This window comes from Yersinia aldovae 670-83 (assembly GCF_000834395.1).
In the GTDB taxonomy this organism is placed as follows: domain Bacteria; phylum Pseudomonadota; class Gammaproteobacteria; order Enterobacterales; family Enterobacteriaceae; genus Yersinia; species Yersinia aldovae.
The window spans coordinates 4,371,198-4,398,197 of record NZ_CP009781.1 but is presented as its reverse complement, the minus strand read 5'-3'; the positions used below and the strand labels follow the sequence as shown (position 1 = coordinate 4,398,197).

Below are 27,000 nucleotides of genomic sequence, written 5' to 3'. Positions count from 1 at the left end.
TGTATGAAAACTTTTTTCCTGCAAACACGCATTTATAGCGGGGAAGGCAGCCTCAAGGTGCTGCAACGCTTTCATCAGCGCAAAATCTGGATAGTTTGCGATGGCTTTTTAGCCACCTCTCCGCTGCTGGATAAACTGAGACAAGCTTTGCCCGCCGACAACCAAATTACCCTGTTCAGCGATATCACGCCGGATCCGAATATCGCCACCGTGGTGAAGGGGATTGAGCAGATGCAAGCGCTGCGTCCCGACATAGTGATCGGTTTTGGCGGTGGTTCGGCACTGGATGCCGCCAAAGCCATTGTCTGGTTTAGCCGTAAACAAGGGCTGGAGATAGAAATCTGTATCGCCATCCCGACCACCAGCGGCACTGGCTCTGAGGTCACCAGTGCTTGTGTGATAAGTGATCCAGAGAAAAGCATTAAATATCCCATCTTTGACGATGAGATTTATCCTGATATCGCCATTTTGGATGCCACACTGGTGGCGAGCGTGCCCCCCGTCATTACCGCCAATACCGGATTGGACGTGTTGACTCATGCGCTGGAAGCCTATGTATCACCGCGCGCCAGTGATTTTACCGATGCACTGGCAGAAAAAGCGGTGCAACTGGTATTTCGCCATTTGGCAACCGCCTGCCGTAAAGGTGACTGCCTGATAACCCGCGGCAAAATGCACAACGCCTCGACGCTGGCCGGCATAGCATTCAGTCAGGCGGGACTGGGTATCAATCATGCCATCGCCCACCAATTGGGGGGGCAATTCCACATTGCTCACGGCTTAGCGAATGCCCTGTTGCTGGTGCCGGTAATTCGCTTTAACGCCGCAGATGCGCGAGCGCGTAAGCGCTATGCACGGCTGGCGAAGCTGTGCCATTTCAGCCCGGCCAATGGTGACGATCGCGGTGCGGTCAATCAGCTGGTTCACCACATTGAGCTGCTAAAACGCCAGTGCGGGCTACCTCAGCCGTTGGCGGCAATGAAAGTTAATGAGCGCCAATTGCAGCAACATCTCCCCGACATGATTGCAGCAGCCCTTGCCGACATCACATTGCGCACCAACCCGCGCCCAGCTAGCGACCAGGATATCCGTGGGATTATCGAGGCGCTTTATGAGTGACATGCAGATGCCTGAGGCCAACGTGCTGCACTCGCCGCCCGCTTATGGCGAACTGACACCCTGTGATGCAGCGACTATCCAACAGCGGGTACGTGACGCCGGTGTGGTCGGAGCCGGTGGTGCCGGGTTCCCCACAGCGGTGAAGTTACAGGCACAGGCCGAGATTTTCCTGGTCAATGCCGCTGAGTGTGAACCGATGTTGAAAGTGGATCAGCAATTGATCCCACGTCAGGCGGCGCGGCTGATGCGCGGCGTACTGTATGGCATGAAAGCCACCGGCGCATGCGAAGGCATCATTGCGCTGAAAGCTAAATATGAGGAGGCCATCGCAGCGCTGACACCACTGCTGCCACCGCAGATTCGGTTGCATATTTTACCCGATGTTTACCCCGCCGGAGATGAAGTGATCACCATCTGGTTGGCAACCGGCCGCCGGGTTCCACCTGCGGCACTGCCGATCAGCATTGGGGTGGTGGTGAATAACGTGCAAACCCTGCTCAACGTGGCCCGCGCCGTTGAACAGCAGTGGCCGGTCACCCGCCGAACCCTCACAGTGAATGGTGCCGTAGCTCGGCCATTGACCTTGACGGTGCCACTGGGCACGTCACTGCGGGAAGTGTTGGCTTTGGCGGGTGGCGCGACCATTAATAACCCAGCTTATATTAATGGTGGCCCGATGATGGGCCATGCCCTGCATGACCTTGATCAGCCGGTCACCAAAACCACTGGCGGCCTGCTGGTATTGCCTGCTGATCATTTGCTGATGACCCGCCGTGCCCGCAGTGATAAGGATGTGCTTGCCATCGCTCGCACCGTCTGCGAACAGTGCCGTATGTGTACCGAACTCTGCCCGCGCCACCTTATCGGCCATGAATTACCGCCGCACCTGTTGGTACGGGCGATTATCTACCAGCAAGTCGCCACGCCAGATATTTTGCTCAGCGCCCTGACCTGCTCGGAATGCAGTCTGTGTGAAAGCTATGCCTGCCCGGTGGATATCTCGCCGATGCGCATTAACCGCCTGCTGAAAACTCAGTTACGTGCGCAGGGTGCCCGCTATCAAGGGGAGCTGCGCGAAGCTGACCCGATGGCGAAATACCGCATGGTGCCAACAGCACGGCTGATCGCCCGCCTGGACTTAACCGACTGGTATCGGGCTGCACCGTTTAGTGAGGAGCCGTATCAGCCGCAACAGGTGATATTGCCATTACGCCAGCATATCGGTGCTGCCGCAGAGGCCATCGTCGCAGTGGGGGAGCGGATAGAACAGGGCCAATTAATTGGGCAAATCCCGCATAACGTCTTGGGTGCACCACTGCACGCCAGTATCAGCGGCGTGGTTACCGCCATCGATGGCAGTGCTATCACGATAAGTCGCGGCTGACCGTGTTTTTTAAAGAGGAATCGGCATGTCACAAGCCATTGGAATTGTTGAATTAAGCAGTATTGCCAAAGGGATGGAAGTCTGCGACCTGATGCTAAAAAGTGCCAACGTCGACCTGTTGGTCAGCAAAACCCTGTGCCCCGGCAAGTATTTGCTGATGGTGGGAGGTGATATCGGGGCGGTGACTCAGTCGGTACAAAATGGTGAACGGCACAGCGGTCACTTATTGGTCGACAGCATCGTTTTGCCCAATCTTCATCCATCAGTATTACCCGCCATCAGCGGCCTGAACCCGGTGGAAAACCGTCAGGCGGCAGGTGTGGTGGAGACCTGGAGTGTTGTGGCCTGCATTACCGCCGCCGACCGTGCAGTGAAAGCCGCCAATGTCACTCTGGTACGTATTCATATGGCTTTTGGTATCGGTGGCAAATGTTATCAGGTGCTTAGCGGTGACATTGCCGATGTGCAAACTGCCGTCGAGGTCGCCAGCCAGTGTGCCGGTGAAAAGGGATTATTGATATACAGCTCAGTTATCCCACGGCCCCATGAGGCGCTGTGGCGTCAGTTAGTTCAGGAGGCATGATGGAAGCAAATAGCACCCCCGAGCGCGTGATCCAGGAATATGTTCCCGGTAAACAGATAACCCTGGCGCACCTGATCGCTAACCCTAACAAGGCGCTTTATAAAAAACTGGGGCTAAACGATGTCAGCAGCGCCATTGGCATTTTGACCATTACCCCCAGTGAAGCCTCGATTATTGCCAGTGATATCGCCACCAAATCCGGCGCAGTCGAGATTGGTTTTATTGACCGATTTACCGGTGCCGTGGTGTTTACCGGCGATGTTTCCGCGGTGGAATACGCATTGAAACAGGTGATTCACACCTTGGGCGACATGATGAAATTCACTGCCTGCCCGATGACCCGGACCTGATGCCATGCAACGCATCATGTTGATTGGCCCCAGTCAGTGCGGCAAAACCTCGCTGATTCAGCGCTTACGCGGCGAGGCGCTGAATTACCAGAAAACCCAGTCCATTATCTGGCAGGACAATGCCATAGATACGCCGGGTGAATATCTGGAAAACCGCTGTTTATACAGTGCGTTATTAGCCAGTGCTTGTGAAGCCGATGTGGTGGGGTTGGTACAAAATGCCGATGCCACGCAGAGCTGGTTTGCGCCAATGCTGGCGCAGGTTTTCAACAAACCGGTAATTGGCATCATCAGTAAAGCCGATACCGTCAGCCACACCGACCAACTGGGCTGGGCGGCGGATTGCCTGACCCAAGCGGGCGCACAACATATTTTTATCACCTCGGCGCAAACCGGCGAGGGGTTAACTGACCTTATGACTTATTTGAATCCCTTATGACTTATTTAAAACATTGTGGAGAGTCGCATGTCCGGTAAGATTATGGCGATTAACGCCGGCAGTTCTTCGTTGAAATTTCAACTGTTTTCCATGTTAAATGAACAGACCGGCCAACATCACGAGCAGGTGTTATGTCAGGGATTAATTGAACGCATTGGGATGGATGATGCGATATTTAACCTGCGAGTCGGTGATGTGCAATGGCGAGAAACCTTACCCATCGCGGATTGCCGTCAAGGCGCTGAACACCTGCTTAGGGCGCTGATTGAGCACAATATTATTGACTCATTAGACGAAATCATTGGCGTCGGTCATCGTGTTGCCCACGGCGGTGAAACCTTTGCCGATTCGGTACTGATTACCCCGCAAGTACTGGATAAAATTGAACAGCTTGGTACATTAGCGCCGCTGCATAACCCGGTGAATGCATTAGGTATTCGCGTGTTCCAGCTTGCCCTGCCCCATGCCAGCGCCGTGGCAGTATTTGATACCGCATTCCATCAAACATTGAGTCAGACCTCATACCTATACCCGCTGCCGTGGCGCTATTACGAAGAATTGGGAATTCGTCGTTACGGCTTCCACGGCACCAGTCATAAATATGTCAGTGCGGTCTGTGCTGAGCGTATGGGCCAGCCATTGGCAGCGCTACGTATTGTCTCCTGCCATCTCGGTAATGGTTCCAGTATTTGCGCTATCGGCCACGGGAAGTCCGTCAATACCTCGATGGGATTTACCCCCCAGGCAGGGGTAATGATGGGCACCCGTAGCGGCGATATTGATCCGTCCATCCTGCCTTTTATTCAGCAAACAGAAGGCAAAAGTGCGGCTGAAATTAACCATCTGATCAATAACCAATCCGGTTTGCTGGGTATCTCCGGCATTTCTCATGATTATCGTGATGTGGAACAAGCGGCCGATAACGGCAACCGCCGTGCAGCATTAGCTCTTGAACTGTTCGCTGAGCGGATCCGCGCCGTGATTGGCAGCTATATCGTGCAATTGGGCGGGATTGACGCGCTTATCTTTACCGGCGGCATTGGTGAAAACTCGCGCAGCGCCCGCCAACAGATATGCCGCGAGCTAGAGTTTCTGGGTATTGAACTGGATAAAGAGAAAAACCTCAAAAATCAGTTCTTTATTCAACAAACCAATGCCCCGGTACACATCGCCATCGTCAATACCAATGAAGAATTAATGATTGCCCGTGATGTTCTGCGCGTGGCACTGAACCTGCCGGTACCACCGGCTCTCGCCACACAATGAGAGGCAATATGAAAAGTGGAAAAGTTTGGCTAGTCGGTGCCGGGCCGGGGGATGCAGCACTGATTACAGTAAAAGGCTTACATGCCATTCGTCGTGCTGAAGCGCTGGTCTATGACCGGTTAGTCTGCGCGGAATTATTAGCTGAAGCACCAGACGGTTGTGAAATGATTAATGTGGGCAAAACACCCAACCATCATTTGGTGCCACAACCGCAAATCAATGAAATTCTGGTGGATTGTGCTCAACGCGGCTTGAATGTGGTGCGACTAAAAGGCGGCGACCCTTATGTCTTCGGCCGTGGCGGAGAAGAAGCCGAAGCACTGGCTCTGGCGGATATTCCGTTTGAAGTGGTACCGGGGATCAGCTCCGCCATCGGTGGATTGGCCTATGCGGGTATCCCGGTGACCCATCGTGATTATGCCTCCGGTTTTCATGTGGTTACCGGCCATCTACGTCAGGGCAATGAGCCACAGGATTGGGCAACACTGGCAAAACTGGAAGGTACATTGATTATCCTGATGGGCATGACGCAACTGGCCACCCTTTGTCAGCAACTGATTGCTGGAGGCAAAGCGCCCACCACACCTGCGGCGGTGGTGATGTATGCCAGCCATCAGCAACAGCAAGTGGCCAGTGGCACTCTGACCACGTTAGCTGATCAAGTTGCGGCGCAAGGATTATCAGCCCCGGCACTGATTGTTATCGGTGATGTGGTGCGCTTGCGCGACATACTGGCATTCACGCCAGAAGTGTTGTCGCTAAACTCAATTCCCTCGCTGATATACCCATAGTCATTGGTGTTGTAGGTAGGCAGCAAGTGAGCACATCCCGATGAGCTTATTCATATAGGGTCAACTACAAGTAAGTGATTCGGGTGAGTGAGTGTAGCGAACAACCCTACAGCATCAAGGGCGAAGGGTATGGTACTCTGAACACACATGCTAAATAGGGGAATAACGCGGCAATGAGCGAACATGGCGGGAATGTGCTGGAAATGGCACTGAAAATCGGGACAAACGCCGAGAACATTATTGATTTCAGTGCCAATATTAATCCGTTGGGAATGCCAGACTCCCTAAAAACCGCCATTGTTGAACAGTTAGCACGCGCGGAACACTACCCTGATGTTGAGTATCGCCAACTGCACAGTGCACTGGCCCGCGCTCACCATTGTTTGCCAGAAAATATCATGGCAGGCAATGGTGCAACCGAACTCATTTATGCCGTAGTGCATTACCTGCAACCTCGCACTGCCCTGCTGCTGACACCGGGTTTTGCTGAATACCGTCGCGCCCTGCAACGGGTCGGTTGCCAGATTGATGATTATCAGATGAGTGACGCTGATGGCTATCAGCCCGATGAGCGGCTGCTGGCGGTATTAGAACAGCAGCGCCCTGACTGCCTGTTTCTGGCAACCCCCAATAACCCGACCGGATTAATGCCAGATGCTGACCTGCTGCAAGCTATTGTACGCTGCTGTCATCAATACCAAATTACGTTAATTGTTGATGAAGCCTTTATTGATTTTCTCCCTGATGCGCCGGGACTTATCCCACAATTAGCTGATTTCCCGCACCTTTATGTATTGCGCTCACTGACCAAGTTTTTCGCGATTCCGGGGTTGCGGTTGGGATACTTGCTTAGCGGTGATTTGAAGGGTATCGAGCAGATGAAACAGCAGCGCGAACCCTGGACCGTCAATGCCTTCGCCGCATTGGCAGGTGAGATTATTCTCGATGACCAGCCTTATATTCAAGCCACTCATGAATGGTTGGCACAGCAGCAGCACTGGCTATATCAGCAATTGTGCGCCATTCCCGCATTGCAGGTGTGGCAAGGTTGCGCCAACTATCTTTTCCTGCGCTGTTTAAGGCCGGAAATAGCGCTACAACCGGCATTATTACAGCACCATATTCTGATTCGCCATTGCGCCAATTACCCCGGACTGACCCGCGACCACTATCGTGTGGCCATCAAAAGTGCAACGGACAATCAACGACTGGCCACCGCGTTACAACAGGTTTTCAGCCGTGGCTGAGGCCCGTTGCCCCGCCTCCTGTGGTGAGTTGATTCAGGGCTGGATACTGGGTGGGGAGAAGCTCATTTCTTGCCCGATAAACTGGTTTAGCACGGTATCAGTGACCGACGGTGTGGCGGGCAGCCACGAACGGCCACGGATGCGCCAAATGCTGAAGGCAGTATTGGCTTATTTTGACCAACCAGCAGAGATGGCCCGTGGCCTGCATATCAATTTTGATTCCACCATTCCGGTGGCAAAAGGGTTAGCCAGCAGCACCGCAGATATTGCCGCCACTGCTGTGGCAACCGCACGTCACTTGGGGGAAACTCTGGATGAAGCCACACTGGCTGCCTTGTGTGTTAGCCTTGAACCCACTGACAGCACCTTGTTTCAACGGCTGACCCTGTTTGATCATCAAACCGCCGCCACACAGATTGCTTATGATTGGCAACCCTGCGTGGATATTCTGCTACTGGAAAGCCCACAATGCCTTAATACCGAGGATTATCATCGTCGGCATCGCCAGACAGCCCTACTGGCAAGCGCCCCATCGTTAGAACAAGCATGGCAACTGTTTACGCAGGCCGCTGAGCGCCATGATTGCGCCCTGCTAGGCCAGTCCACCACACTTAGCGCACAGGCCAGCCAGCACCTACTGGTTAAACCCGATTTCTGCGCTCTGCTGGAATTAGTCGAAGAACTGGATTTATATGGACTGAATGTGGCACACAGCGGCAGTGTGGTGGGGTTATTATTAGACCGTCAACGCCATGATGTGGAACAGCTTTATTGGCAATTACAACAGCGCAATATCACGCAAAACTACCCGAACCAACACTTATTAACTATGGTGCCCGGCGGGGTGCGCTAGTTAAAGTCTGCTACCTTATGGTTATGGTTTTTCTCTGGGTGATTTTATTGTTTTCTGCTCGTGCGTTACCTAAGATGTGGAAATGTCTCACCATTGAACAAAAAATCCAAACTCTTATATCTACAGGAGTATTGTTATTTTGAACCTGATCTATTCCCCATGTGAACTCAGTCATTCCCATTTTGTCCATTTAATTCCCCCTACCCTGGCGCGGGTGGATGAACTTTACCTGGCCCTAACGACCTGTGATAAAAACCATTTCCGATATTTACCTTGGGCGCAGGATGAAATTTCCCGGGAAATAGTTTATAGCAATATGCAAGAAGCCATTGATAACTATGTAAATGATAAAGAGGAATACCGCTTTTTAATTATCGATACTCACACTGATTCACTTGTTGGTTGTGCGGGGCTTTTTATCCGCAACGCAAAATCCCTTTTTATGAGATTGGTTATTGGCTAACTTCAGCGTCAATAGGTAAAGGTTTTGCCACTGAGGCTGTCAATCAATTGAAAACCTTCGCATTCACAACATTGAACGCTAAACGTCTGGAAATCAGGATGTCTGGTAGTCATTCAAAAAGCAGAAATGTCGCTATACGCGGTGGCTTTCAGCTTGAAGCGCAGCTTTGCTGTGACAGAATTAATCCCGATGGTAGCCTCGATAATACTTGTATTTTTTCTATTGTGAATTGAGAAAAGAGTTCACTGGCGGGGAATATCATAAACTCACGCCAGATGAAAACTCATCAAACCATAATGTCCATGTAGAAAGCATTGTTATTACCCTTCCGCCTACCATTTTTATGCAACTCTCTTTGTTCTCCCCCTCAGAATCATGACGCCAGTCACAAACAGGGAAAGCAGCTATTTTGTCCATGTAAATAGCATTTATAGATATGGGGAAAATGGCTACTGGGGCAGTAGAGTCCACCTACAGGAAATGTAGTGCAGATGTAAAATCTGCTTCCTGATAAATCTTCATTTTTTTAAAAACATAAATAAAACTTAAGTCATAGCCAAGTTACTTCGAGATGCAGGTAGGCGGCAACCGCGCAAATCCCCAGGAGCTTAGATAACTAAGTAACTGGGGTGAGTTAGGGCAGCCAACACCCCTGCATCTTGAAGGGCGACGGGTATATACAGAATATTACGCCAACACCTAACTACGATAGCCTCAACCTACATTAACTCCGGGAGCTTGAGATGAAAAAACTGAGTGTAAAAACGTTATTGGCGGCCAGTCTGTTTAGCATGATGGTGTGCTCAGGCAGTGCTTTGGCGCAAGAAGTCGAAGTCGTCAATATTTCGAAAATCGCTGGAATGCCTTGGTTCAACCGCATGGGCGAAGGGGTGGAACGCGCCGGTAAAGATCTTGGGATCAAAGCCTACCAAGTCGGCCCATCCAGCACTGACGCCCCACAACAAGTTAAAATCATTGAAGATTTAATCGCCAAGAAAGTCAGTGCCATCAGTATCGTGCCGAACGATGCCGATGTGCTGGAACCGGTATTCAAGAAAGCGCGCGATGCTGGCATCGTGATTCTAACCAATGAATCTCCGGGGCAGCCTAGCGCTAACTGGGATATCGAAATCATCGATAACGCCAAATTCGCTGCCGACAACGTGGAAGAAATGGCAAAAGCTATGGGCGGCAAAGGCGGCTATGTGATTTATGTGGGTAGCCTGACCGTGCCACAACATAACCTGTGGGCCGATTTGTTTGTTAAATACCAGAAAGAGCATTACCCGGAAATGTTTGAAGTGACCAGCCGTATGCCTGTCGCTGAAAGCATTGATGACTCACGCCGTACCACACTGGATTTGATGAAAGCGCATAGTGATTTGAAAGGTATTGTTGCTTTCGGTTCACAAGGCCCGATTGGTGCAGGCCGTGCAGTGAAAGAAAAACGGGCGAAAAACAATGTCCATGTGTTCGGCATGATGATCCCATCTCAGGCTGCATCGCTGGTTAAAAGTGGCGATATCGCCATGGGCGTGACTTATGACCCAGGTTCTGCTGGTTATGCCATGACAGCGGTAGCTGATAAAGTGCTGAAAGGTGAGAAAATCGAAACAGGCATGGAGATCCCAGGAGTAGGTAAAGCGGAAGTTGATCAAGCTAAACACCTGATTCAGTTCCACAATGTGTTGCGAGTTACCAAAGATAACGTGGATTCGCTGTATTGATTCACTGAGTTATTGCAGAGCCGAACTCCAGTTTGGCTCTGCAATTAATAAAAAAACCAGCCAATAAGTTTAGAAGATAGAAGGGGTTAACGCTCCTAGGGGCACTCCGGCGGCTTACGCCGCTACGACCCCAACGGAACGCTTCCCCTTCAATTAATATTGCTACAGCCTCATTGCTGCAGTGCCTTATCTGGTTTTTTATGGTTTAGGTAGTATCTATTTGTATCCAGAGGATCTATGCAGCCATTTATTACCCTGGAAAATATCAGTAAAACCTTTTATGGCGTCAAAGCGCTGGATAAGGTGGCTATGACCCTGTTACCCGGTGAGGTACATTGCCTTGCAGGGCAAAACGGTTGCGGCAAATCCACACTGATCAAGATTATCTCCGGTGTTTATCAACCCGACACCGACGCCACGATGACTATTGATGGCAAAACCTATTCAACCCTGACTCCCATAGAATCTGTCCGTCTGGGGATTCAGGTGATTTATCAAGATTTATCATTATTCCCCAACTTGACCGTGGCTGAGAATATCGCCATGAACCATTATCACCATCATCTGTGGGTGAACAAACGTCAGATGCGGGAAACCGCCGAGCGTGTCATCAAGAGCATTGATGCCCATCTTAATCTGGATGAATTGGTTGAAGACCTCCCCATCGCCCAGAAACAGTTAGTCGCCATCTGCCGTGCCTTGGCGCAGGATGCCCGGCTAATTGTGATGGATGAACCGACCGCATCTCTGACCCGGCAAGAGGTTAACGGCTTGCTGCGGGTGGTGCATGAACTGAAATCACGCAATATCTGCGTGGTATTTGTCAGCCACCGGTTAAGCGAAGTGTTGGAAATTTCAGACCGTATTACCGTGCTCAAAGATGGTAACTGGGTCGGAACCTACCCTGCCGCTGAAGTTGATAATGCACGGCTGGCCTGGCTGATGACCGGTATGAAGTTTGATTTTCAGGTGCTGCCACCCTATAGCGCTTCGCTTGCGCCAGTGCTGGCAGTGGAAGAGCTTTCCCGTGGCAACGAATATCACGATATCTCACTGACATTGCATCCGGGTGAAATTGTCTCACTGGTCGGCTTATTGGGTTCTGGCCGCACAGAATTGTGCCTCAGTCTATTTGGTTTAACTGCACCAGAGTCAGGCACCATTCGTATCAATGATAAGCCGATGTATTTTACCAGCAACCGCGATGCTATTGCCGCTGGCGTGGGTTATGTCTCGGAAGATCGCATGAGTACCGGACTGATCATGGAACAATCAATTCGCGACAATATCAGCGCCACCGTTTTACACCGGCTTAAAAACACTTTCCACCTGATGCGTACCGAGCGAGTCGATACATTGGTCGAAGACATGGTTAAGCACCTGTCTATCAAAATTGGTAATAGCGATTTACCGGTCAATACCTTATCTGGCGGTAATGCGCAGCGTATTGCCATTGCCAAATGGCTGGCAACTGACCCACAAATATTGATTCTCGACTCACCAACCGTTGGGGTAGATATCGCCAATAAAGCCGGTATTTATAATATTATCAACGCACTGGCAGCGCGGGGGATTGCGGTATTAATGGTTTGTGATGAGATTGATGAAGCCTACTTTAATAGCCACCGTATTTTAGTGATGCGGTCTGGGCGGCTGGTGCAGGAGTTCTTGCCAGGTAACAGCAGCGAAGCAGCCATTGCGGAGGTAGTAAATGGCTAATCCCCATGCACTTAATAAACCTGATGTTGGTAAAACAGGTCTATTTAATAAAGAACATCTGAAACGCCATGAAGTGATGTTGGCTTTCACCATATTGATTATTTCGACTTATCTTGCTTTCACCAGCCCAGATTTTCTGACGCTCGCCAATATTTATGACTTGATAAATAACTATGCCATGTTGACCATCTTGGCCTGTGGCTTATTTATCGTATTGATTTCTGGCGGTATTGATATTTCATTCCCGGCGATGACCATTATCTCGCAATATGTCATGGTGACATTAATTGTGAAGTTTGGTGGCAACTTCCCGGTGGCTTTCGCACTAGCCGGTGGTATCGGCTTATTATTGGGGTTAATTAATGCGCTGTTAGTTAATCGCCTGCGCGTGCCGTCTATCATTATCACCATTTCCACGCTGAATATATTCTACGGATTGCTGCTGTATCTCAGTCGTGGTGTTTGGCTATATACCTATCCGGAATGGTTCGAACATGGGCCAATGCTGCTCTCCTTCACCGCCGCCGATGGCTATGACTATGGTCTTTCGTTACCCATATTGACATTGCTGGCGACTATTATTGTCACAGCTCTGCTGATGACACGCACCAGTATTGGTCGGCAAATTTATGCATTGGGCGGTAATCAGGAAGCAGCCTCCCGCATGGGATTCAGTATCCTCAAGCTGCAACTGTTTGTTTATGGCTATATGGGCTTTTTATCCGGCATCGCCGGTGTGGTGCAGTCCTATACCGTCTTGACGGTAGCGCCCGACTCATTGCTCGGTTATGAACTCACCGTGCTGGCAGCCGTGGTGCTGGGTGGCACCAGTATTGTTGGCGGGCGCGGCACCCTAACCGGCACTCTGCTGGGGGTAATTTTGTTGGCAATATTACAAAATGGTTTGAATTTACTGGGTATTTCGTCGTACTGGCATACCGTGGTTATCGGTTTGGTGATTGTCATCAGTATCAGTGTGACCGCCTGGGGCCAACGTCATAAGGTAGGGATATAACCATGTCGAAAACTACTCAACGTGATCATACCGAGCACTGGTTACTGGCTTTGCTGGTGTTGGTTTCTATCGGGTTTAGCCTGTTTATTCCTTACGTGTTCTGGTCGACGGCTAACTTTCAATCTATTGCATCACAAATCCCGGTCGCCGGAGTATTAACACTGGCGATGGCGATCACCATGCTGACCGGCGGTATCAACCTGTCAATTATTGCTACTGCGAATGCCAGTGCACTGGTAATGGCCTGGGTGTGTACCCATCTGGAACCCACATTCAGCTCTATGGTATTGATGTTGCTGGCAGGAGCTTCGGTCGCTTTGGTGGTGGGGCTTATCAATGGGGTGCTTATCTCGGTGGTGCGTGTCTCCCCGATTTTGGCGACACTGGGTATCATGACCTTGCTCAAAGGCGTGAATGTGCTTATCTCCAAAGGATCGGCGATTTCTAATTTTCCTAACTATGTGCTGGCGTTGGATCGCAGCTATTTTCTCGGGGTTCCGGTACCACTTTATCTGTTTGCTGCGGTGGCGTTGGTTATTTGGCTTATTTTGGCCAAGACCCCGCTTGGCCGCCAGATATACCTGTCTGGTTCCAATGAGAAAGCCACTTTCTTCTCCGGAATTAATACTCGCCGCACGTTGATTTGGGTGTATGTGATTTCATCGTTATTGTGCGCGGTCGCGGCCTTGTTGATGATGTCCAAGTTAAACTCGGCCAAAGCCTCCTATGGCGAATCACTGTTACTTATCACTATCCTGGCGACGGTGTTAGGTGGGGTTAATCCTGATGGCGGGTTTGGTAAGATTGTCGGCATTGTGTTAGCGCTGTTCCTGCTACAAATGCTGGAGAGCGGGCTGAATATCATGGGTGTGAGCAGTTATATCACCATGGCCCTGTGGGGTTCATTACTGTTGGCATTTATCTTTGTCAACGGTGCGAAGATCTCAGCGTTTCGTTTCTTACGGCAAAATAAACCGTCAAACTAAACACAATTTAGCCAAAAGAAAAGGCTGGCGATTCATACCAGCCTTGAGGTTAATGACAAAGTGCCCGTACGGTGAAAACAGGCAGATCGTAAAGACGCCGTAAACCCTTCCCTGGGGGCTCGAGCCGCGCCTTCCCTGGCGCGGACGCTTTACTCTTCTACCTGTCTTCACCTTGCAAGATCGAGTTGTTGGGGTTTGTCATCTGTCTGAAGACAGCGGCCATACGTTAGGTGAATATTACTTAACTTCGCCCATCGCTTTCAGTTTTTTCGACAATTCACGGCGTTCTTTAGACAGATCAGCGTTTTTGATAATGTAATCATCGACACGATCTTCATAGTCACCACGCATGTTAGCGATAATGGCCTGAACCTCTTCGATGCTCATCCCTGGCTTAATGTATTCATTCAGGTTATCAAGCAACAGAACGCGTTTTTGGTTATCACGAATTTTCTTTTCGTTATCAACGATTTCACGCTGCAACTTGTTTTTGCGACGGAACATACGCACAAACTCCAAAACGTCCTGGAAAGTTGGCTTACTTGCATTATCCATTTTCACACCTTCACTTAAGTTTTACACAAATTCAATTGCTGGTGACCAGGCTACCTGCACCATACCGCTTTGCCGCACCTGATGACAAGATTCATTGCGTTATCTTACCTGCTTTACCCGCCAGACAGAAATTTCATCCGCCTTAAGACCCGACTGATTACCTGCTTAAGGTCATATTAATCAGATCATCCAATTCCTCAAGCTGTTTGGTTAACTCCATACTCAGCCAAACATAGCCATAAATCGGCGTTTCTATCTGCTGCTCTTGTGTCACGGCCAACATCAATGATTTCAACTCAGTAGAGATTTCATTCAGCTCACCGGCCACCTCCCGCTCACGGGCAGGAGATCCATCGCGCAGGCTGTCACTTAATGTATTCAAAGTGCGGATTGTCATCAACTGAGTACTACGCAAGCCTTTGGCATTGAGCATAATAAAATGGCTTTCCCGCGACGACCAATAAGCATCCACCAGCAATTCTAGCGTGCAAATCAGGTTGCGGCTCAGTGTCTGAATTGCCTCAAAAACGTCTTTATTAATATGAGATTCTTTACTGGCAGGCGCAATAAAAGTACGCATTTTAACCGACTGACTGAGTGCAGCTTTTAATTTAAGCTCTAACCGTGGGCGCTCGATAACATTGGGCGATAAATAAGCCGCATAGATTTGGCTGATGGCCCGCAGATTATCACTCATCTGCATACGCCAATGGGTGAAAGCGCGTTGTGGATAGACACTGGTAAAGACCAATGCCAATAATGAACCAAAAATAACATCGCCGCTGCGCCACAAGGCGGTGGTCATATCGCCCGGCGCTGACCCACACACTACCGCCAGAGTGATGCCAATTAGCAAAGCCATGTAGGGGCGTTTGCCCAACGTTAGGTAGCCGCACAGGAACATCACAACCCCACACCAGGCCAGCATAAGTGTTAAGGAATAAGACTCCAGATACAGGGCAATCAAGCCGGATATCGCACCAAAGACAGTCCCACCAATACGTTGCATGGCTCTGGACAGCACATTGCCCCAATAAGATATCGGCCCCATCACCACCACTAATGTGATCAACGGCCAGGTGCCTTCCGGAATAGCCAGTAAGCGAATAATCAGAAATGTTAAGATAAACGCTAACGTAATACGTAAAGCGTGCGTAATGCGGTAATGGGTGTAGATCAGGTTATCCAATGGCGATATTTTTTTATTCAGGCGCACACATACCTACTCTCAATAAAATACCAAAACCTAAGTCTAGCTGAGTTATTACGCGCTGGCATCGGATTAACCGTTACCAAAAGTAGCAGGAATAAATGGGGGGAATAAGTATTCCCGGTCAGGTATTGCCAGCCGGGAAATACGCTTATTTAAAGTCAACCGCCATCTGTTGCACAATAGACACGCCAACACTGGACTCGACACAACAAGCAATATAATCGGTGAACCGTGGCGACGGTGGCATTCCCAAGCTGAGTAAACGTTCATTACTGAACCGCACGTTCAGCATGGCAAATGCACCATATAAGCGCATGGCTTTTAGCATTAAACGCTCATTACAGGGGCCGAAAATCCCTTCCAGTTGATTACGCATTTGCACCAAAACACCATACTCCACCTGACGATAATCAGCTCCCACAGGCTTTTGCCGGGCAGCGGTTGACATCGCCTGATCAATCTGGGCAAAACTAACACTGTTCTTCTCGCCGGCAGAAATATGATAGATATTATCGGGTAAGTTTGGATGCAGTAAAATACACACTAAAGCATCTGCGCAATAATCGACTGGAATAACATCGATATAGTCATCAAGAGAGCACATGAACTTGCGCAGTATTAATGCCATGCGAAATACCCAAAAGATGCTGCTGGATGGCTGGCAGCCCAGCCGGGTATGTCCGACTACAATTGATGGCCGGGCAAATACCAAAGGTAGCCCAGGGCATTCTTCCGCCAATAAGCGCTCAATGGCTGATTTAGATTTAGTGTATTCCACCAAATGCGCGTCATCCTCTGCGGATAATACCTGCTCGCTCACTACAGTATCGGCATCAGGTGTACAAGACATAGCCGTTCCCACATGGATGAATCGTTGTAAACCGGCAACCTGCGACATTCTTTTGCCAAAGGCTAATGTGCCATCAACATTCACTTTCCAGATTAGCGGGTTATTACCAAATGACGCGATAGCAGCACAATTAATAACATGCGTCACCCCATCAATACGCGAATCATTAATAAAACTGTTCGGTTCAGCTAAATCTCCTAATAAAATATGACTAACATCAATTTTATTCAGCAGCCCATTAGGAAGATAAAACTTCGCCATATTCTCGCGTATACGCGCTAATCCCTGTTCCGGTGTATTGGCTCTAACCAATAATAAATAATTAAAATCTGAGTTTTCCAATAATAGTTTTTCGAGCACAGCTCCGCCCAGAAAGCCGGTTGCGCCGGTTAACAGAAGTGTTTTCACTATGAGTCCTACTTATTATATTCAGTAGGCGGATTATATGAATAGCTAAGTAAACGGCAGGTAAATATGAGTTAGATCGGCACATTTAGACTAAAATATAATTATTTCAAAATAAATCCTGACGCACCAACCCGCCTGAAATGATATTCTAGCGCTAATGTCATGGGTTACTGCGACTTACCGCAAACAGCGGCCCATTATAAAGAATGGCCATAAGAATTAAGGGTTAAACCGCATAATGTCAGATAAAAATAAATCACCAACATTCTATATTCACGATTATGAAACCTTCGGTCAGCGCCCTGCATTAGACCGCCCGGCACAGTTTGCTGGGGTACGTACCGATTTGGATTTCAATATCATCGAAGAACCGCTGGTGGTTTACTGCGCCCCCGCAGATGACTACCTACCGCAGCCGGAAGCCGTGATGATAACCGGCATCACCCCGCAACATGCCTTAGCCAATGGGGTGAATGAAGCCGAGTTTGCCCGTCAAATCCATCAAGCTTTCAATGTGCCCGGTACCTGTATTCTTGGTTACAACAATATTCGTTTTGATGATGAAGTTAGTCGCAATATTTTCTACCGCAATTTTTATGACCCTTATGCCTACAGTTGGCAAGGGGGGAATTCTCGCTGGGACTTACTCGATGTGATGCGCGCCTGTTACGCCCTGCGCCCCGAGGGTATTGTCTGGCCGGAAAACGAAGAGGGCTTGCCCAGCTTCAAATTAGAGCATTTGACCAAAGCCAATGGCGTCGAGCATTTACACGCCCATGATGCGATGTCCGATGTGTATGCCACTATCGCTATGGCAAAGCGGGTAAAACAGGCACAACCGCGGCTGTTTGATTATCTCTATCAGCACCGCAGTAAACACAAAATAAACGCATTGATTGATATTGCAGATATGACACCTCTGGTTCATGTATCTGGCATGTTTGGTGCAGCTCGGGGTAACACCAGTTGGGTTGCGCCGTTGGCATGGCATCCTGAAAATAAAAATGCGGTGATTATGTGCGATCTGGCGGGTGATATGTCACCCCTGCTAGAGTTGGATAGCGATACACTGCGTGAGCGGCTCTATACTCGTCGCGATAAACTCGGTGCCCAAGATGCCGCCGTGCCCCTGAAACTGGTGCATATCAATAAATGCCCAGTGCTAGCGCCTGCGAAAACCCTGTTACCGGAAAATGCCGAGCGTTTGGGCATTGATCGCCAACGTTGTCTGCAAAATTTGCAATTATTACGGCAAAATCCACAAGTGCGTGAAAAAGTGGTTGCCCTGTTTGCAGAGGCCGAGCCTTTTGCCGTTTCTGATGATGTGGACGCCCAGTTGTATAACGGTTTTTTCAGTGATGCAGACCGCGCCACCATGAAAATCATTTTACAAACTGAGCCAAAAAATCTGCCAGCACTTGATCTGACCTTCCAAGATCCACGGTTGGAAGCATTGTTATTTCGCTTCCGCGCACGTAATTATCCAAATACGTTGACTGACAGTGAACAACAGCGCTGGTTAGAGCATCGTCGCGAAGCGCTTAATGCAGAAAAAGTGCAAGACTATGTGCTGCAACTGGAACAGTTTTATAACCAGTATGAGGATGATAAAGAGAAGCTGGCACTGCTAAAAGCCCTGTTTGACTATGCCAGAGATCTGGTGAGCTAACCCCACCAGTGATAAATAGCCAATAAAAAACGGAGCCATTTTCAGGCTCCGTTGAGGTCACACAGAGAGCGAAGGGGTTACCGCACCTAGGGGCGCTCCGGTCGCTTACGCGACTACGACCCCAACGGCACGATTCCCCTTCAGTTGACTTTGTCGGCCATCTGAAACGCCATAGCAACACAGTTATTGGGCCAGTTCACCATTAAACTGTGGCAATGCCTGACGGAATGCACGGGTTTTCCAGACCATATAAAGCAGGCCAATGGCACCCCACACCAAACCCAGCGTCATTGAGCTACTTTCCAGGTTCATCCACAGCACACCAACCGTTCCTGCGCCAATCATTGGCAGAACCAGGTAGCTGAAATGATCCCTGAACGACTTGTTACGCCGTTCACGGATATAGAACTGTGAAATCACCGACAGGTTAACGAAGGTAAAGGCCACCAGCGCGCCGAAGTTAATCAATGCCGTTGCCGTCACCAAGTCAAACGAAATAGCAGACAGTGCTACGCCGCCCACCAACAATACGTTGATTGCCGGGGTACGCCATTTCGGATGCACATAACCAAACACTTTCTCCGGGAATACGCCGTCGCGCCCCATCACATACAGTAGACGCGAAACACCGGCGTGTGCGGCCATACCTGATGCCAATACGGTGACACAGGAGAAGCACAGAATAACTGACTGGAAGAATTTACCCGCAACAAACAACATGATTTCCGGCTGCGACGCATCAGGATCTGTGAAGCGTGAAATGTCCGGGAAATAGAGTTGCAGGAAATAAGACACCACAATAAAGATCACGCCGCCAATCAATGCCGTCAGGAAAATCGCTTTCGGGATCACTTTGCCGGCATTCGGGGTTTCTTCAGACAGCGAACTGATGCCATCGAAACCAAGGAATGAGAAGCACAGTATCGTGGCCCCGGTTATCATCGGCACCAAATGGGCATTTTCAGAATAGAACGGACGTGGGCTCACCAATGTGCCCGCACCTTCCCCCTGATAAACACCATGAATCAGCAGCCCCATGAAGACCACCATGATTGCCACCTGAACCACAACAATAACCGAGTTCAAGTTGGCTACCACGTTGATGCCACGCAGGTTGAACAGCGTCATTAGGCTGACCAGCGCGCCAACAAAAATCCACGATGGCACACCAGGGAAAATCGCTTCGAGATAAATTTTCGCCAACAGAATGTTAATCATCGGCATGAACAGATAGTCCAGCAATGATGACCAACCCACCATAAAGCCAACATTGGGGCTAATGGATTTCTGAGCATAGGTATAGGCCGAACCCGCAGACGGGAAGCGCTTAACCAATTTGCCATAGCTGATGGCAGTGAACAGCACCGCTATCAACGCAATGGCGTAAGAAGTCGCGACGTGACCATCGGTCAGGCCGGAAACGATGCCAAAAGTATCGAAAATGGTCATTGGCTGTAAATAAGCCAACCCCATCATCACAACTTGTACCAACGTCAGTGTTTTTCTAAGTTGAACACGGTTATTGGTGCCAGTTTGATTGGTGCCGACTGCAACAGTTGCATTATGCGTCATGATTCAGCCTCCCCATACCTTTAACCCAATTTGCAAGTCTAGCTCGCAGGTCAAAGGTGACGGGGAAACTTCGTATCTGCCTGGGATACGTAAGTGGGGAAACGAGAGCGGTGTAACGGGTATGTGCCATACCTGTTGCGCCATAATCGCTGCATGTGCAGCGCATACCGGTGGGCACCGGTGCCAGTGTGAATAATTGCCCCATCTTTCTTTCCTCATAACGGCGATTTTCGTATGTGAATAATCGCTCGCGAACCTGTTTATCTATCCGGATCGTTGTCCGGCCTCTTGGGTTTGTGAAAACACGAATGCAAAAAAATAACCGACGCGTTTAAACGTCGGTTATTGCATGGCGCGTATTTTGCCCTAACTTGGGAGCAAAAAACAAGATGTTAAACCGCTTGAAACAATATTCTTATGGCAGTTTGATCTAAACTGCTCTTTCTAGGCTGTATCAGCGCTGAGCGGCCATTTCTACCCGCTCAATCGCTGCCCACATTTTGTCTGAATTCAGCTCAACGGGCAGATAATGAATTGACTCACTCGGCTTCAGAATTCGGTTAATCACCAGCTCAATGGCAGTGCGGTCATTAATATCAACATTCAATGCCGCCAGATGTGTCGGTAGGCCCAATTGATTAAATGCCACAATCAGGGATTGCAAGGCTTCATCCTGCTCCAACAAGGCGGTCTGAACCAATATCCCATAGGCGACTTTGATGCCATGCAAAAAATGTTCAGTTTGCGGCAATAGCGTCAAACCGTTATGTACCGCATGAGCAGCCGCCACGCGGGTATAGCGTTCGCCCAACCCGCCAACCATGCCACCACCGGCAATAATCGCATCAACCACATCGAGGAAATCTTGCGTCAGTTCTCCCTGCTTCACCGCTTGCAATGCGGCTTCACTCTGTTTGAGCAACACATTGCGAATCTCCAAAGCAGCCTGTAACCCCAAACGGACTGTCAAAGATAACGTTTCCGGTTGCGGGCTAAGAACCACCGCCTCGTACCATTTCGCCAGGGTATCGCCAATCCCGGCCAACAGATATTCCACCGGTGCCCGTAAAATAATGCGTGGTTCGACTAACACTAAATAATTGGCATCGTTGAAAATTTCAAAATTTAGTGCTTGTCCGACATCGTTATACCAAACGGAAAGCGGAGTCCAGGCCGCACAGGTTGCGGCAATAGTGGGAATCGCCACGACTGGCAAACCCAGTTTACGTGCCACCACCTTTGCCGTATCCAATACCGCCCCGCCCCCAATGCCTATCACCACTTGGCGATCACTGCCCGCCGTGTTCACCAAATCCGCAACCATAGATTCACTGCAATGGGTCGAAAATGACGCGCGCACCGCCTGAGGGCGGTTAAATTCTGCTGGCAGATAATCAATGGCTGCGGCCAAAGCGCGCTCTCCATAGATCCACAGCGCATTTTCCAGTACCGCCGGGGGATAAAACTCACTCAGTTTGCCGATAGCGCCTGGAAAAGAAAAATAGTTGGCAGGCCCCACCTGCACTCGGATTGCGTTCGTGCTCATGCCCCTATCCCTTTTAACTCATTATTTATTTTAAGTTGTGATGTCATCTGCGTTTTCCCATCTTAAGGGCATACTTATCATTGTTTAATAACTTTTTGATATACCTTAACTATTTTAGTTTGTTGCGAATAATAGAAACTATGTTAAAAAAGAATGATATCAGCAGCATTATTGACTGCCTGTTTCGTTACAATCTTTTATAGGGCAGTTATCGAAATTATGTCTACCATCACTCCCGCCCGCCTTGAGATGCGAAATATCTCTATCTCGTTTTCTGGATTTCATGCCCTGCAACAAGTTGATTTCACACTGGAAGGTGGTTCGACTCATGCCTTAATCGGTGCTAATGGGGCAGGTAAATCGACCTTGATGGCGATCCTCTCCGGCGCTCACAGTCACTATCGTGGTGAGATCTTCATTGATGGTCAGCAGGTAGATATTCACTCACCCCGTCAGGCAAAACAGCATGGTATTCATGTGGTTCAGCAAGAAGTTGATGTTGCGCTGGTGCCAACTCTGTCGGTAGCAGAAAATATTATGCTGGATACGCTGGCTGAACAGGGGCACCTGTTTAACTGGCCGCAACTGTACCGTCAGGCAGAAGCGCTACTCGGGCAACTCGATCTCAAATTGAATGTACGCCAGCGCCTGGAATCCTGCACATTAGCCGAAAAGCAGCAGGTGCTGTTAGCCCGCGCCCTTTCTCATCAATGCCGTTTTCTGATTCTGGATGAGCCCACTGCGCCACTGGATCAAGCAGAGAGTGCACGTTTGTTTACAGTGGTTCGCCGCCTGCAATCCGAAGGGATAGCCATCGTTTTCATTTCGCATCGCATTCATGAATTACGGGAAGTTTGTGATCAATTGACCGTATTACGCGATGGCCGCAAGGTCAGCCATGATGCAATGGATGACCTGAGTGGTGAACAAATTGTCGAAAAAATGCTCGGCCATACCTTGGATGATATTTACCCCCCTCGACGAACAACTATCAGTGACAAAATTTTATTGTCTGTTAAGGGGTTACATGACCAACACAAGTTACGCGATATCTCCCTGACATTACATGAAGGGGAAATATTAGGGATTGCCGGGTTAGCTGGCGCGGGTAAAACCGAATTGTGCAAAGCCTTGTTTGGCGCTACACCGAGCCGTGTTGATCAGGGCGAATTACAGGGCAGACCGTGGAAACCGCGTTCGCCAGACCACTCTGTCGCGCAGGGGTTGGCTTTGGTGCCAGAAGAGCGACGTAAAGAGGGCATTTTTATTCACGAAGGTATCCCGATGAACCTGAGTGTGGCCGCTGATGACAGCTTTTCGTGCTGGAGTATTTTTAGTCGCCGCCAGGAGTTGAGTTGGGCCAAAGAGCTCATTCAGAGACTGGGAGTCCGCACCTCATCGCCGCAACAAAAACTGGCCCGTTTATCGGGGGGAAATCAGCAAAAAGTGGCGATAGGCAAGTGGTTGCGCGGGAATGCCCAAGTGCTGATTTTTGATGAGCCAACCAAAGGGGTGGATATCAAAGCCAAACAGGATCTATTCAATCTGATTGATGGGTTAGCGCAGCAGGGAAAAGGCATTATTTATGCTTCAGGTGAATTCTCTGAATTAGTCGGTTTATGCTCTCGTATCTGTGTGTTGTGGGATGGGCGTATTGTGGCGGAACTGAATGCCGCCGATGTCGATGAAGAAACATTATTACTATTTTCAACCGGAGGAACCCCTCAGTGAGTAAAGAAATACCCCAGCCAGACGCGCAGCCGTGGCGTCACCAGTTGTTTGATTTTCTCTACAAATGGGGGATGTTACTCACCGTTGTGGCGCTAATCGCGTTATTTGGCCTGGCCTCAGACAATTTTCTTGATCCCAACAATATCATCAACATTTTACGCTCCATTGCCATTGTGACGGTGATTGCCATCGGCGTGTCGATTTCCCTGTCGATTGGCGGCTTTGACTTATCGGTCGGTTCCACCGCCTCACTGGCGAATGCCATCGTGGTATCACTGTTTGTCTGGTACGGGTTTGGCACGACCGGAGCCATCATCCTGACCTTGCTTATTTGTACTCTGGTGGGGCTGTTTAATGCCTTTCTGATTGTGGTGCTGAAAATCCCCGATATGCTGGCAACCCTAGCCAGCCTGTTTGTGATTCAAGGCGTGGCCATGACGTACAGTTATGGCGGTTCTATCACGCAGAATATGCTGCTACCCAGCGGCGATATGGCGGAAGGCGTCATTCCTGAGATGTTTTCAGCACTGGGTCAAGTGCCGGTGATCGTGCTTATTATGTTGGCGGTAACGATTGTAGTGCAGTTGTATTTGTCGCTGACCAAACATGGCCGACGGATGTATGCCATCGGTGGGAATCCGGAAGCGGCACGTTTGGCAGGCATTCAAACCGTGCGTTATCGGGTGCTGGCTTATGTATTGTCATCTCTGCTGGCGGCACTGGGTGGAATTTTACTGGCATCCAGAATTGGCTCGTCACAAGTCAATGCTGGCGGCGGCTATCTGATGGATGCCGTAGCAGCAGCCTATATTGGCTTTTCACTCGCCGGTTCCGGCAAACCCAATGCCTTCGGCACCTTAATTGGCGCGGTTATCCTTGGTGTGCTACAAAACGGGCTGGTGATGCTGTCAGTGCCTTACTACGCGATGGATATTATCAAAGGATTGGTTCTGGCGCTGGCGCTGGCACTAACCTATATTCATCAGAAGCGGTGATATATGAATTAACCAGATCGCAACCCAGCGCAGTGAACAGGCAGATCGTAAAGACGCCGTACTTCTTTGGTTAGAACAAGCATCCTTGTAGGCTCGAGCCGCGCCCTCCCTGGCGCGGACGCTTTACTCTTCTACCTGTCCTTACCGCTTCTGATCGAGTTCATGCTGATAGCCTGCGCTTTTTTAGAATATTCAAGGCGTAGCGAGCTAAGTCAGACTGAGTGCGTACAGCGCGCAGTAGCCGATAAGATAATTAATTCAAAGGCATTCTTGCCGGGTCTGGGTATTGATACTCGAACCCCAACTCACTACAAATCTTACTGCCATCAATCTCGCGTGGTGCTTCCTCTGCCTCTTCTGGTGCAAACTCAGGTGGTGTCAGTTGTAACGCGCGTGCGCACTCAGGGTAAAAATCACGTTTACGTGGATGGGCTGGCGCGCACAGGTTGTAAATATGGCCGCCTCTGGGCAGATTGAGCAGTAATTCGATGGCGGAGATGACATCTTCCTGATGCACCAAATTAACGCCCTGCGAACCGCCTTTCACATTGGTTTTACCCGCAAGGAAGCGGCCCGGATGGCGATCTGTGCCCACCAACCCGGCCAGACGTAAAATATCCACCGAGGTATTGGGTAATTTGTGCAACCAGAGTTCGAGTTCTGCCAACGTTTTGCCCGCCGTGGTCACCGGTTGCAGGGGGGAGTTTTCTTTGATTCGGCCACGGGTTTCGCCATAAACCGAGGTAGAACTGGTAAAAATAATACGCGGCACACCGAACGCTAACGCACTGTCGACCACCATCTGCACCGCTTGAAAATACTGTGCGCTACCGTCAGTTGTGCGACTGGCGGGCAAAGTGATAACCAGTGCATCCACCGTCATTAACTGTTCTAAGTCATCCGGGTCGCAAATCAGCTCCGGCGTCAGTTGCAGTTGATAGCAATTAATTCCGCTCATTCTGGCAGCTTCAACGCCATCTGGCGTGGTTTTACTTCCGACAACCTGCACGCCACGACGGACCAGTGATTGCGCCAATGGCATTCCCAGCCAGCCCAAACCAATAATAGCTACTTTTTTCATCTCAATTACCCTCGACCGGTTCATACCGACAACCCACTCCATACTAATAACCTACGCCAACCAATGTCACCTAACAATTACTCGAGATTATGCGCGTGTTTTTATTTGTCGGTGTAATAACTATACGTAACAATTTCCTGCTTAAACTGACAGAAAAATGAGAGATAACCGCTAAAAAGAAAACGATTGCTGGTCGATAAACCGCAACTTGTCACCATGAAATAAAGCCGTCAGGTGAAAAAAAGGTTGCGCGCTACCCGCAGGATGGTTTACGTTGATTGACAGAAATTATGGCACGTCACAAATATGGCTATTTGATTATGTCAGAAAGCCCAAACAGAGAAGCAACTATGAATAGCGTTCAATTTAATCACCATCATCACCATCATCCTGACTAGTCTTGCAGGCCGATGTGTGCTGGGAGACGGTTAACAAATCTTCCAGGTGGCGGTAGAACGCAATAGAGAAAGCCCTCGGAAGATTATCTTCCGAGGGCTTTTTTGTTGCTCATTATTTTATAGATTAAGAGGATTACCATGTTAGATAAAACACGTTTACGCATTGCGATGCAGAAATCAGGCCGCCTCAGTGACGATTGCCATGAGCTGTTGTCGCGCTGCGGGATTAAAATCAATTTACAACAACAACGCCTGATCGCCTTTGCTGAAAATATGCCAATCGATATCCTGCGTGTGCGTGATGACGATATCCCAGGGCTGGTGATGGATGGAGTGGTTGATCTGGGGATCATTGGCGAAAACGTGCTGGAAGAAGAGTTGCTAAGCCGCCGCGCGCAAGGCGAAGACCCGCGTTACTTCACCTTACGCCGTCTGGATTTTGGTGGTTGCCGCCTGTCACTGGCTGCCTCACTGGATACCGAATACACCGGCCCACAATGTTTACAAAATAAGCGTATCGCCACCTCTTACCCGCACATTTTAAAGCAATATCTTGATAAACAAGGCGTGACGTTTAAATCCTGTTTGCTGAACGGTTCAGTTGAAGTGGCACCACGGGCTGGTTTGGCCGATGTCATCTGTGATCTGGTATCAACCGGTGCCACCCTGGAAGCTAACGGCCTGCGCGAAGTTGAAGTGATTTACCGCTCTAAAGCTTGCCTGATTCAGCGCGATGGCGAAATGCCAGTTGAAAAGCAAGAACTTATTGACCGCCTGATGACCCGAATTCAGGGTGTGATTCAAGCACGCGAATCCAAATACATCATGATGCACGCGCCAAGTGAACGTCTGGACGAAATCATCAAGCTGCTGCCGGGTGCCGAGCGCCCCACCATTCTACCACTGGCGGGTGACAAGAGCCGCGTTGCGATGCACATGGTGAGTAGCGAAACCCTGTTCTGGGAAACGATGGAAAAACTGAAGGCGCTGGGTGCCAGCTCTATTCTGGTATTACCGATTGAAAAGATGATGGAGTAAGG

The 27,000-nt window shown here is 49.6% G+C and carries 26 protein-coding genes and 1 other annotated feature; of the genes, 20 read left to right on the top strand and 6 right to left on the bottom strand.

Features of this window, described 5'->3' with window-relative positions:
- The first annotated feature begins 3 nt into the window (after nt 1–3).
- The 15 genes from AT01_RS19800 to AT01_RS19735 all read left to right on the top strand — a co-directional run bounded on the left by AT01_RS19800 (nt 4) and on the right by AT01_RS19735 (nt 13,942).
- A complete protein-coding gene (locus AT01_RS19800; RefSeq protein ID WP_042548376.1) occupies nt 4–1,119 on the top strand; it encodes a 1-propanol dehydrogenase PduQ in 1,116 nt (371 codons plus the stop codon).
- Nucleotides 1,112–2,503, top strand: coding sequence for a 4Fe-4S dicluster domain-containing protein (locus AT01_RS19795; RefSeq protein ID WP_042548375.1), 1,392 nt, complete (start codon nt 1,112–1,114; stop codon nt 2,501–2,503). The genes AT01_RS19800 and AT01_RS19795 overlap by 8 nt, the downstream gene beginning before the upstream one ends.
- A 25-nt stretch (nt 2,504–2,528) precedes the next feature.
- Nucleotides 2,529–3,086, top strand: a complete 558-nt coding sequence (locus AT01_RS19790; protein WP_004699367.1) for a BMC domain-containing protein — start codon at nt 2,529–2,531, stop codon at nt 3,084–3,086.
- Nucleotides 3,086–3,436, top strand: coding sequence for a propanediol utilization microcompartment protein PduU (pduU, locus tag AT01_RS19785; RefSeq protein ID WP_005157716.1), 351 nt, complete (start codon nt 3,086–3,088; stop codon nt 3,434–3,436). Before AT01_RS19790 ends, pduU begins: the two co-directional genes overlap by 1 nt.
- A 4-nt stretch (nt 3,437–3,440) precedes the next feature.
- Complete coding sequence (locus tag AT01_RS19780; RefSeq protein ID WP_004699368.1) at nt 3,441–3,875, top strand: EutP/PduV family microcompartment system protein; 435 nt, start codon at nt 3,441–3,443, stop codon at nt 3,873–3,875.
- Between the two features lie 27 nt (nt 3,876–3,902).
- On the top strand, nt 3,903–5,141 hold the full coding sequence (locus AT01_RS19775) for an acetate/propionate family kinase (protein ID WP_042548374.1): 1,239 nt from the start codon (nt 3,903–3,905) through the stop codon (nt 5,139–5,141).
- A gap of 8 nt (nt 5,142–5,149) precedes the next feature.
- On the top strand, nt 5,150–5,932 hold the full coding sequence (gene cobA / locus AT01_RS19770) for a uroporphyrinogen-III C-methyltransferase (protein ID WP_042548373.1): 783 nt from the start codon (nt 5,150–5,152) through the stop codon (nt 5,930–5,932).
- A 173-nt stretch (nt 5,933–6,105) separates the two neighbouring features.
- Nucleotides 6,106–7,179, top strand: coding sequence for a threonine-phosphate decarboxylase CobD (gene cobD / locus AT01_RS19765; protein WP_042548372.1), 1,074 nt, complete (start codon nt 6,106–6,108; stop codon nt 7,177–7,179).
- Nucleotides 7,172–8,032 carry a GHMP family kinase ATP-binding protein gene (locus AT01_RS19760; RefSeq protein WP_042548371.1) on the top strand — a complete coding sequence of 287 codons (861 nt, stop codon included), beginning with the start codon at nt 7,172–7,174 and terminating at the stop codon, nt 8,030–8,032. The genes cobD and AT01_RS19760 overlap by 8 nt, the downstream gene beginning before the upstream one ends.
- A 139-nt stretch (nt 8,033–8,171) precedes the next feature.
- A complete protein-coding gene (locus tag AT01_RS22010; protein WP_144404960.1) occupies nt 8,172–8,495 on the top strand; it encodes a hypothetical protein in 324 nt (107 codons plus the stop codon).
- A complete protein-coding gene (locus AT01_RS22625) occupies nt 8,435–8,728 on the top strand; it encodes a GNAT family N-acetyltransferase (RefSeq protein WP_082039663.1) in 294 nt (97 codons plus the stop codon). The genes AT01_RS22010 and AT01_RS22625 overlap by 61 nt, the downstream gene beginning before the upstream one ends.
- Before the next feature lie 558 nt (nt 8,729–9,286).
- A complete protein-coding gene (locus tag AT01_RS19750) occupies nt 9,287–10,222 on the top strand; it encodes an autoinducer 2 ABC transporter substrate-binding protein (RefSeq protein ID WP_231583135.1) in 936 nt (311 codons plus the stop codon).
- Nucleotides 10,223–10,459: 237 nt separating this feature from the next.
- Nucleotides 10,460–11,941: a sugar ABC transporter ATP-binding protein gene (locus tag AT01_RS19745; protein ID WP_019081001.1), complete on the top strand. Its 1,482-nt coding sequence runs from the start codon at nt 10,460–10,462 to the stop codon at nt 11,939–11,941.
- A gap of 76 nt (nt 11,942–12,017) precedes the next feature.
- Nucleotides 12,018–12,956: an ABC transporter permease gene (locus AT01_RS19740; RefSeq protein ID WP_042548730.1), complete on the top strand. Its 939-nt coding sequence runs from the start codon at nt 12,018–12,020 to the stop codon at nt 12,954–12,956.
- Between the two features lie 2 nt (nt 12,957–12,958).
- The gene (locus AT01_RS19735) at nt 12,959–13,942 is read left to right on the top strand and encodes an ABC transporter permease (protein WP_042548369.1); all 984 of its coding nucleotides are present in this window, start codon (nt 12,959–12,961) and stop codon (nt 13,940–13,942) included.
- Nucleotides 13,943–14,179: 237 nt separating this feature from the next.
- Here AT01_RS19735 and tmaR read toward each other — a convergent pair whose 3' ends face one another.
- From tmaR to AT01_RS19720, 3 genes are all read right to left on the bottom strand, one after another.
- Nucleotides 14,180–14,497, bottom strand: a complete 318-nt coding sequence (gene tmaR / locus AT01_RS19730; protein WP_042548368.1) for a PTS system regulator TmaR — start codon at nt 14,495–14,497, stop codon at nt 14,180–14,182.
- A gap of 157 nt (nt 14,498–14,654) precedes the next feature.
- Nucleotides 14,655–15,713, bottom strand: coding sequence for an FUSC family protein (locus AT01_RS19725; protein ID WP_042548367.1), 1,059 nt, complete (start codon nt 15,711–15,713; stop codon nt 14,655–14,657).
- A gap of 145 nt (nt 15,714–15,858) precedes the next feature.
- Nucleotides 15,859–16,968 (bottom strand): SDR family oxidoreductase, encoded by a 1,110-nt coding sequence (locus tag AT01_RS19720; protein WP_042548366.1) that lies wholly within the window; start codon nt 16,966–16,968, stop codon nt 15,859–15,861.
- Nucleotides 16,969–17,206: 238 nt separating this feature from the next.
- On the opposite strand from AT01_RS19720, the gene sbcB reads away from it, so the two are divergent.
- Nucleotides 17,207–18,637, top strand: a complete 1,431-nt coding sequence (gene sbcB / locus AT01_RS19715) for an exodeoxyribonuclease I (protein WP_042548365.1) — start codon at nt 17,207–17,209, stop codon at nt 18,635–18,637.
- A gap of 183 nt (nt 18,638–18,820) precedes the next feature.
- Here the strand turns inward: sbcB and AT01_RS19710 are convergent, their stop codons facing one another.
- Together AT01_RS19710 and AT01_RS19700 are read right to left on the bottom strand one after the other, a co-directional pair.
- The gene (locus tag AT01_RS19710) at nt 18,821–20,209 is read right to left on the bottom strand and encodes an APC family permease (protein ID WP_019081005.1); all 1,389 of its coding nucleotides are present in this window, start codon (nt 20,207–20,209) and stop codon (nt 18,821–18,823) included.
- Between the two features lie 454 nt (nt 20,210–20,663).
- The gene (locus AT01_RS19700) at nt 20,664–21,755 is read right to left on the bottom strand and encodes an oxidoreductase (RefSeq protein ID WP_042548363.1); all 1,092 of its coding nucleotides are present in this window, start codon (nt 21,753–21,755) and stop codon (nt 20,664–20,666) included.
- Nucleotides 21,756–21,974: 219 nt separating this feature from the next.
- On the opposite strand from AT01_RS19700, the gene AT01_RS19695 reads away from it, so the two are divergent.
- Both AT01_RS19695 and AT01_RS19690 read left to right on the top strand, forming a co-directional pair.
- Nucleotides 21,975–23,486 (top strand): sugar ABC transporter ATP-binding protein, encoded by a 1,512-nt coding sequence (locus AT01_RS19695; protein ID WP_042548362.1) that lies wholly within the window; start codon nt 21,975–21,977, stop codon nt 23,484–23,486.
- 71 nt (nt 23,487–23,557) lie between these two features.
- Nucleotides 23,558–24,481, top strand: coding sequence for an ABC transporter permease (locus AT01_RS19690; protein ID WP_407703561.1), 924 nt, complete (start codon nt 23,558–23,560; stop codon nt 24,479–24,481).
- Between the two features lie 253 nt (nt 24,482–24,734).
- On the opposite strand, the gene AT01_RS19685 is transcribed toward AT01_RS19690, so the two are convergent.
- Entirely contained in the window at nt 24,735–25,562 is an 828-nt protein-coding gene (locus AT01_RS19685) for an SDR family oxidoreductase (protein ID WP_042548360.1), read from the bottom strand.
- Nucleotides 25,563–25,852: 290 nt separating this feature from the next.
- Here AT01_RS19685 and hisL point away from each other — a divergent pair, with 290 nt between their 5' ends.
- Entirely contained in the window at nt 25,853–25,960 is a 108-nt protein-coding gene (gene hisL, locus AT01_RS22520) for a his operon leader peptide (RefSeq protein WP_315850522.1), read from the top strand.
- Nucleotides 25,936–26,066, top strand: a sequence feature (His leader region). It overlaps the preceding gene by 25 nt.
- Nucleotides 26,067–26,098: 32 nt before the next feature.
- The gene (gene hisG, locus AT01_RS19680; protein WP_042548359.1) at nt 26,099–26,998 is read left to right on the top strand and encodes an ATP phosphoribosyltransferase; all 900 of its coding nucleotides are present in this window, start codon (nt 26,099–26,101) and stop codon (nt 26,996–26,998) included.
- The last annotated feature ends 2 nt before the right edge of the window (nt 26,999–27,000 follow it).

What these genes read in the sequence shown, in the direction of transcription:
- AT01_RS19800 (WP_042548376.1), top strand. Translation starts at nt 4, where the DNA reads ATGAAAACTTTTTTCCTGCAAACACGCATTTATAGCGGGGAAGGCAGC.
- AT01_RS19795 (WP_042548375.1), top strand. Translation starts at nt 1,112, where the DNA reads ATGAGTGACATGCAGATGCCTGAGGCCAACGTGCTGCACTCGCCGCCC.
- AT01_RS19790 (WP_004699367.1), top strand. Translation starts at nt 2,529, where the DNA reads ATGTCACAAGCCATTGGAATTGTTGAATTAAGCAGTATTGCCAAAGGG.
- pduU (WP_005157716.1), top strand. Translation starts at nt 3,086, where the DNA reads ATGGAAGCAAATAGCACCCCCGAGCGCGTGATCCAGGAATATGTTCCC.
- AT01_RS19780 (WP_004699368.1), top strand. Translation starts at nt 3,441, where the DNA reads ATGCAACGCATCATGTTGATTGGCCCCAGTCAGTGCGGCAAAACCTCG.
- AT01_RS19775 (WP_042548374.1), top strand. Translation starts at nt 3,903, where the DNA reads ATGTCCGGTAAGATTATGGCGATTAACGCCGGCAGTTCTTCGTTGAAA.
- cobA (WP_042548373.1), top strand. Translation starts at nt 5,150, where the DNA reads ATGAAAAGTGGAAAAGTTTGGCTAGTCGGTGCCGGGCCGGGGGATGCA.
- cobD (WP_042548372.1), top strand. Translation starts at nt 6,106, where the DNA reads ATGAGCGAACATGGCGGGAATGTGCTGGAAATGGCACTGAAAATCGGG.
- AT01_RS19750 (WP_231583135.1), top strand. Translation starts at nt 9,287, where the DNA reads ATGATGGTGTGCTCAGGCAGTGCTTTGGCGCAAGAAGTCGAAGTCGTC.
- AT01_RS19745 (WP_019081001.1), top strand. Translation starts at nt 10,460, where the DNA reads ATGCAGCCATTTATTACCCTGGAAAATATCAGTAAAACCTTTTATGGC.
- AT01_RS19740 (WP_042548730.1), top strand. Translation starts at nt 12,018, where the DNA reads ATGTTGGCTTTCACCATATTGATTATTTCGACTTATCTTGCTTTCACC.
- AT01_RS19735 (WP_042548369.1), top strand. Translation starts at nt 12,959, where the DNA reads ATGTCGAAAACTACTCAACGTGATCATACCGAGCACTGGTTACTGGCT.
- tmaR (WP_042548368.1), bottom strand. Translation starts at nt 14,497, where the DNA reads ATGGATAATGCAAGTAAGCCAACTTTCCAGGACGTTTTGGAGTTTGTG.
- sbcB (WP_042548365.1), top strand. Translation starts at nt 17,207, where the DNA reads ATGTCAGATAAAAATAAATCACCAACATTCTATATTCACGATTATGAA.
- AT01_RS19710 (WP_019081005.1), bottom strand. Translation starts at nt 20,209, where the DNA reads ATGACGCATAATGCAACTGTTGCAGTCGGCACCAATCAAACTGGCACC.
- AT01_RS19700 (WP_042548363.1), bottom strand. Translation starts at nt 21,755, where the DNA reads ATGAGCACGAACGCAATCCGAGTGCAGGTGGGGCCTGCCAACTATTTT.
- AT01_RS19695 (WP_042548362.1), top strand. Translation starts at nt 21,975, where the DNA reads ATGTCTACCATCACTCCCGCCCGCCTTGAGATGCGAAATATCTCTATC.
- AT01_RS19690 (WP_407703561.1), top strand. Translation starts at nt 23,558, where the DNA reads ATGTTACTCACCGTTGTGGCGCTAATCGCGTTATTTGGCCTGGCCTCA.
- AT01_RS19685 (WP_042548360.1), bottom strand. Translation starts at nt 25,562, where the DNA reads ATGAAAAAAGTAGCTATTATTGGTTTGGGCTGGCTGGGAATGCCATTG.
- hisL (WP_315850522.1), top strand. Translation starts at nt 25,853, where the DNA reads ATGGCACGTCACAAATATGGCTATTTGATTATGTCAGAAAGCCCAAAC.
- hisG (WP_042548359.1), top strand. Translation starts at nt 26,099, where the DNA reads ATGTTAGATAAAACACGTTTACGCATTGCGATGCAGAAATCAGGCCGC.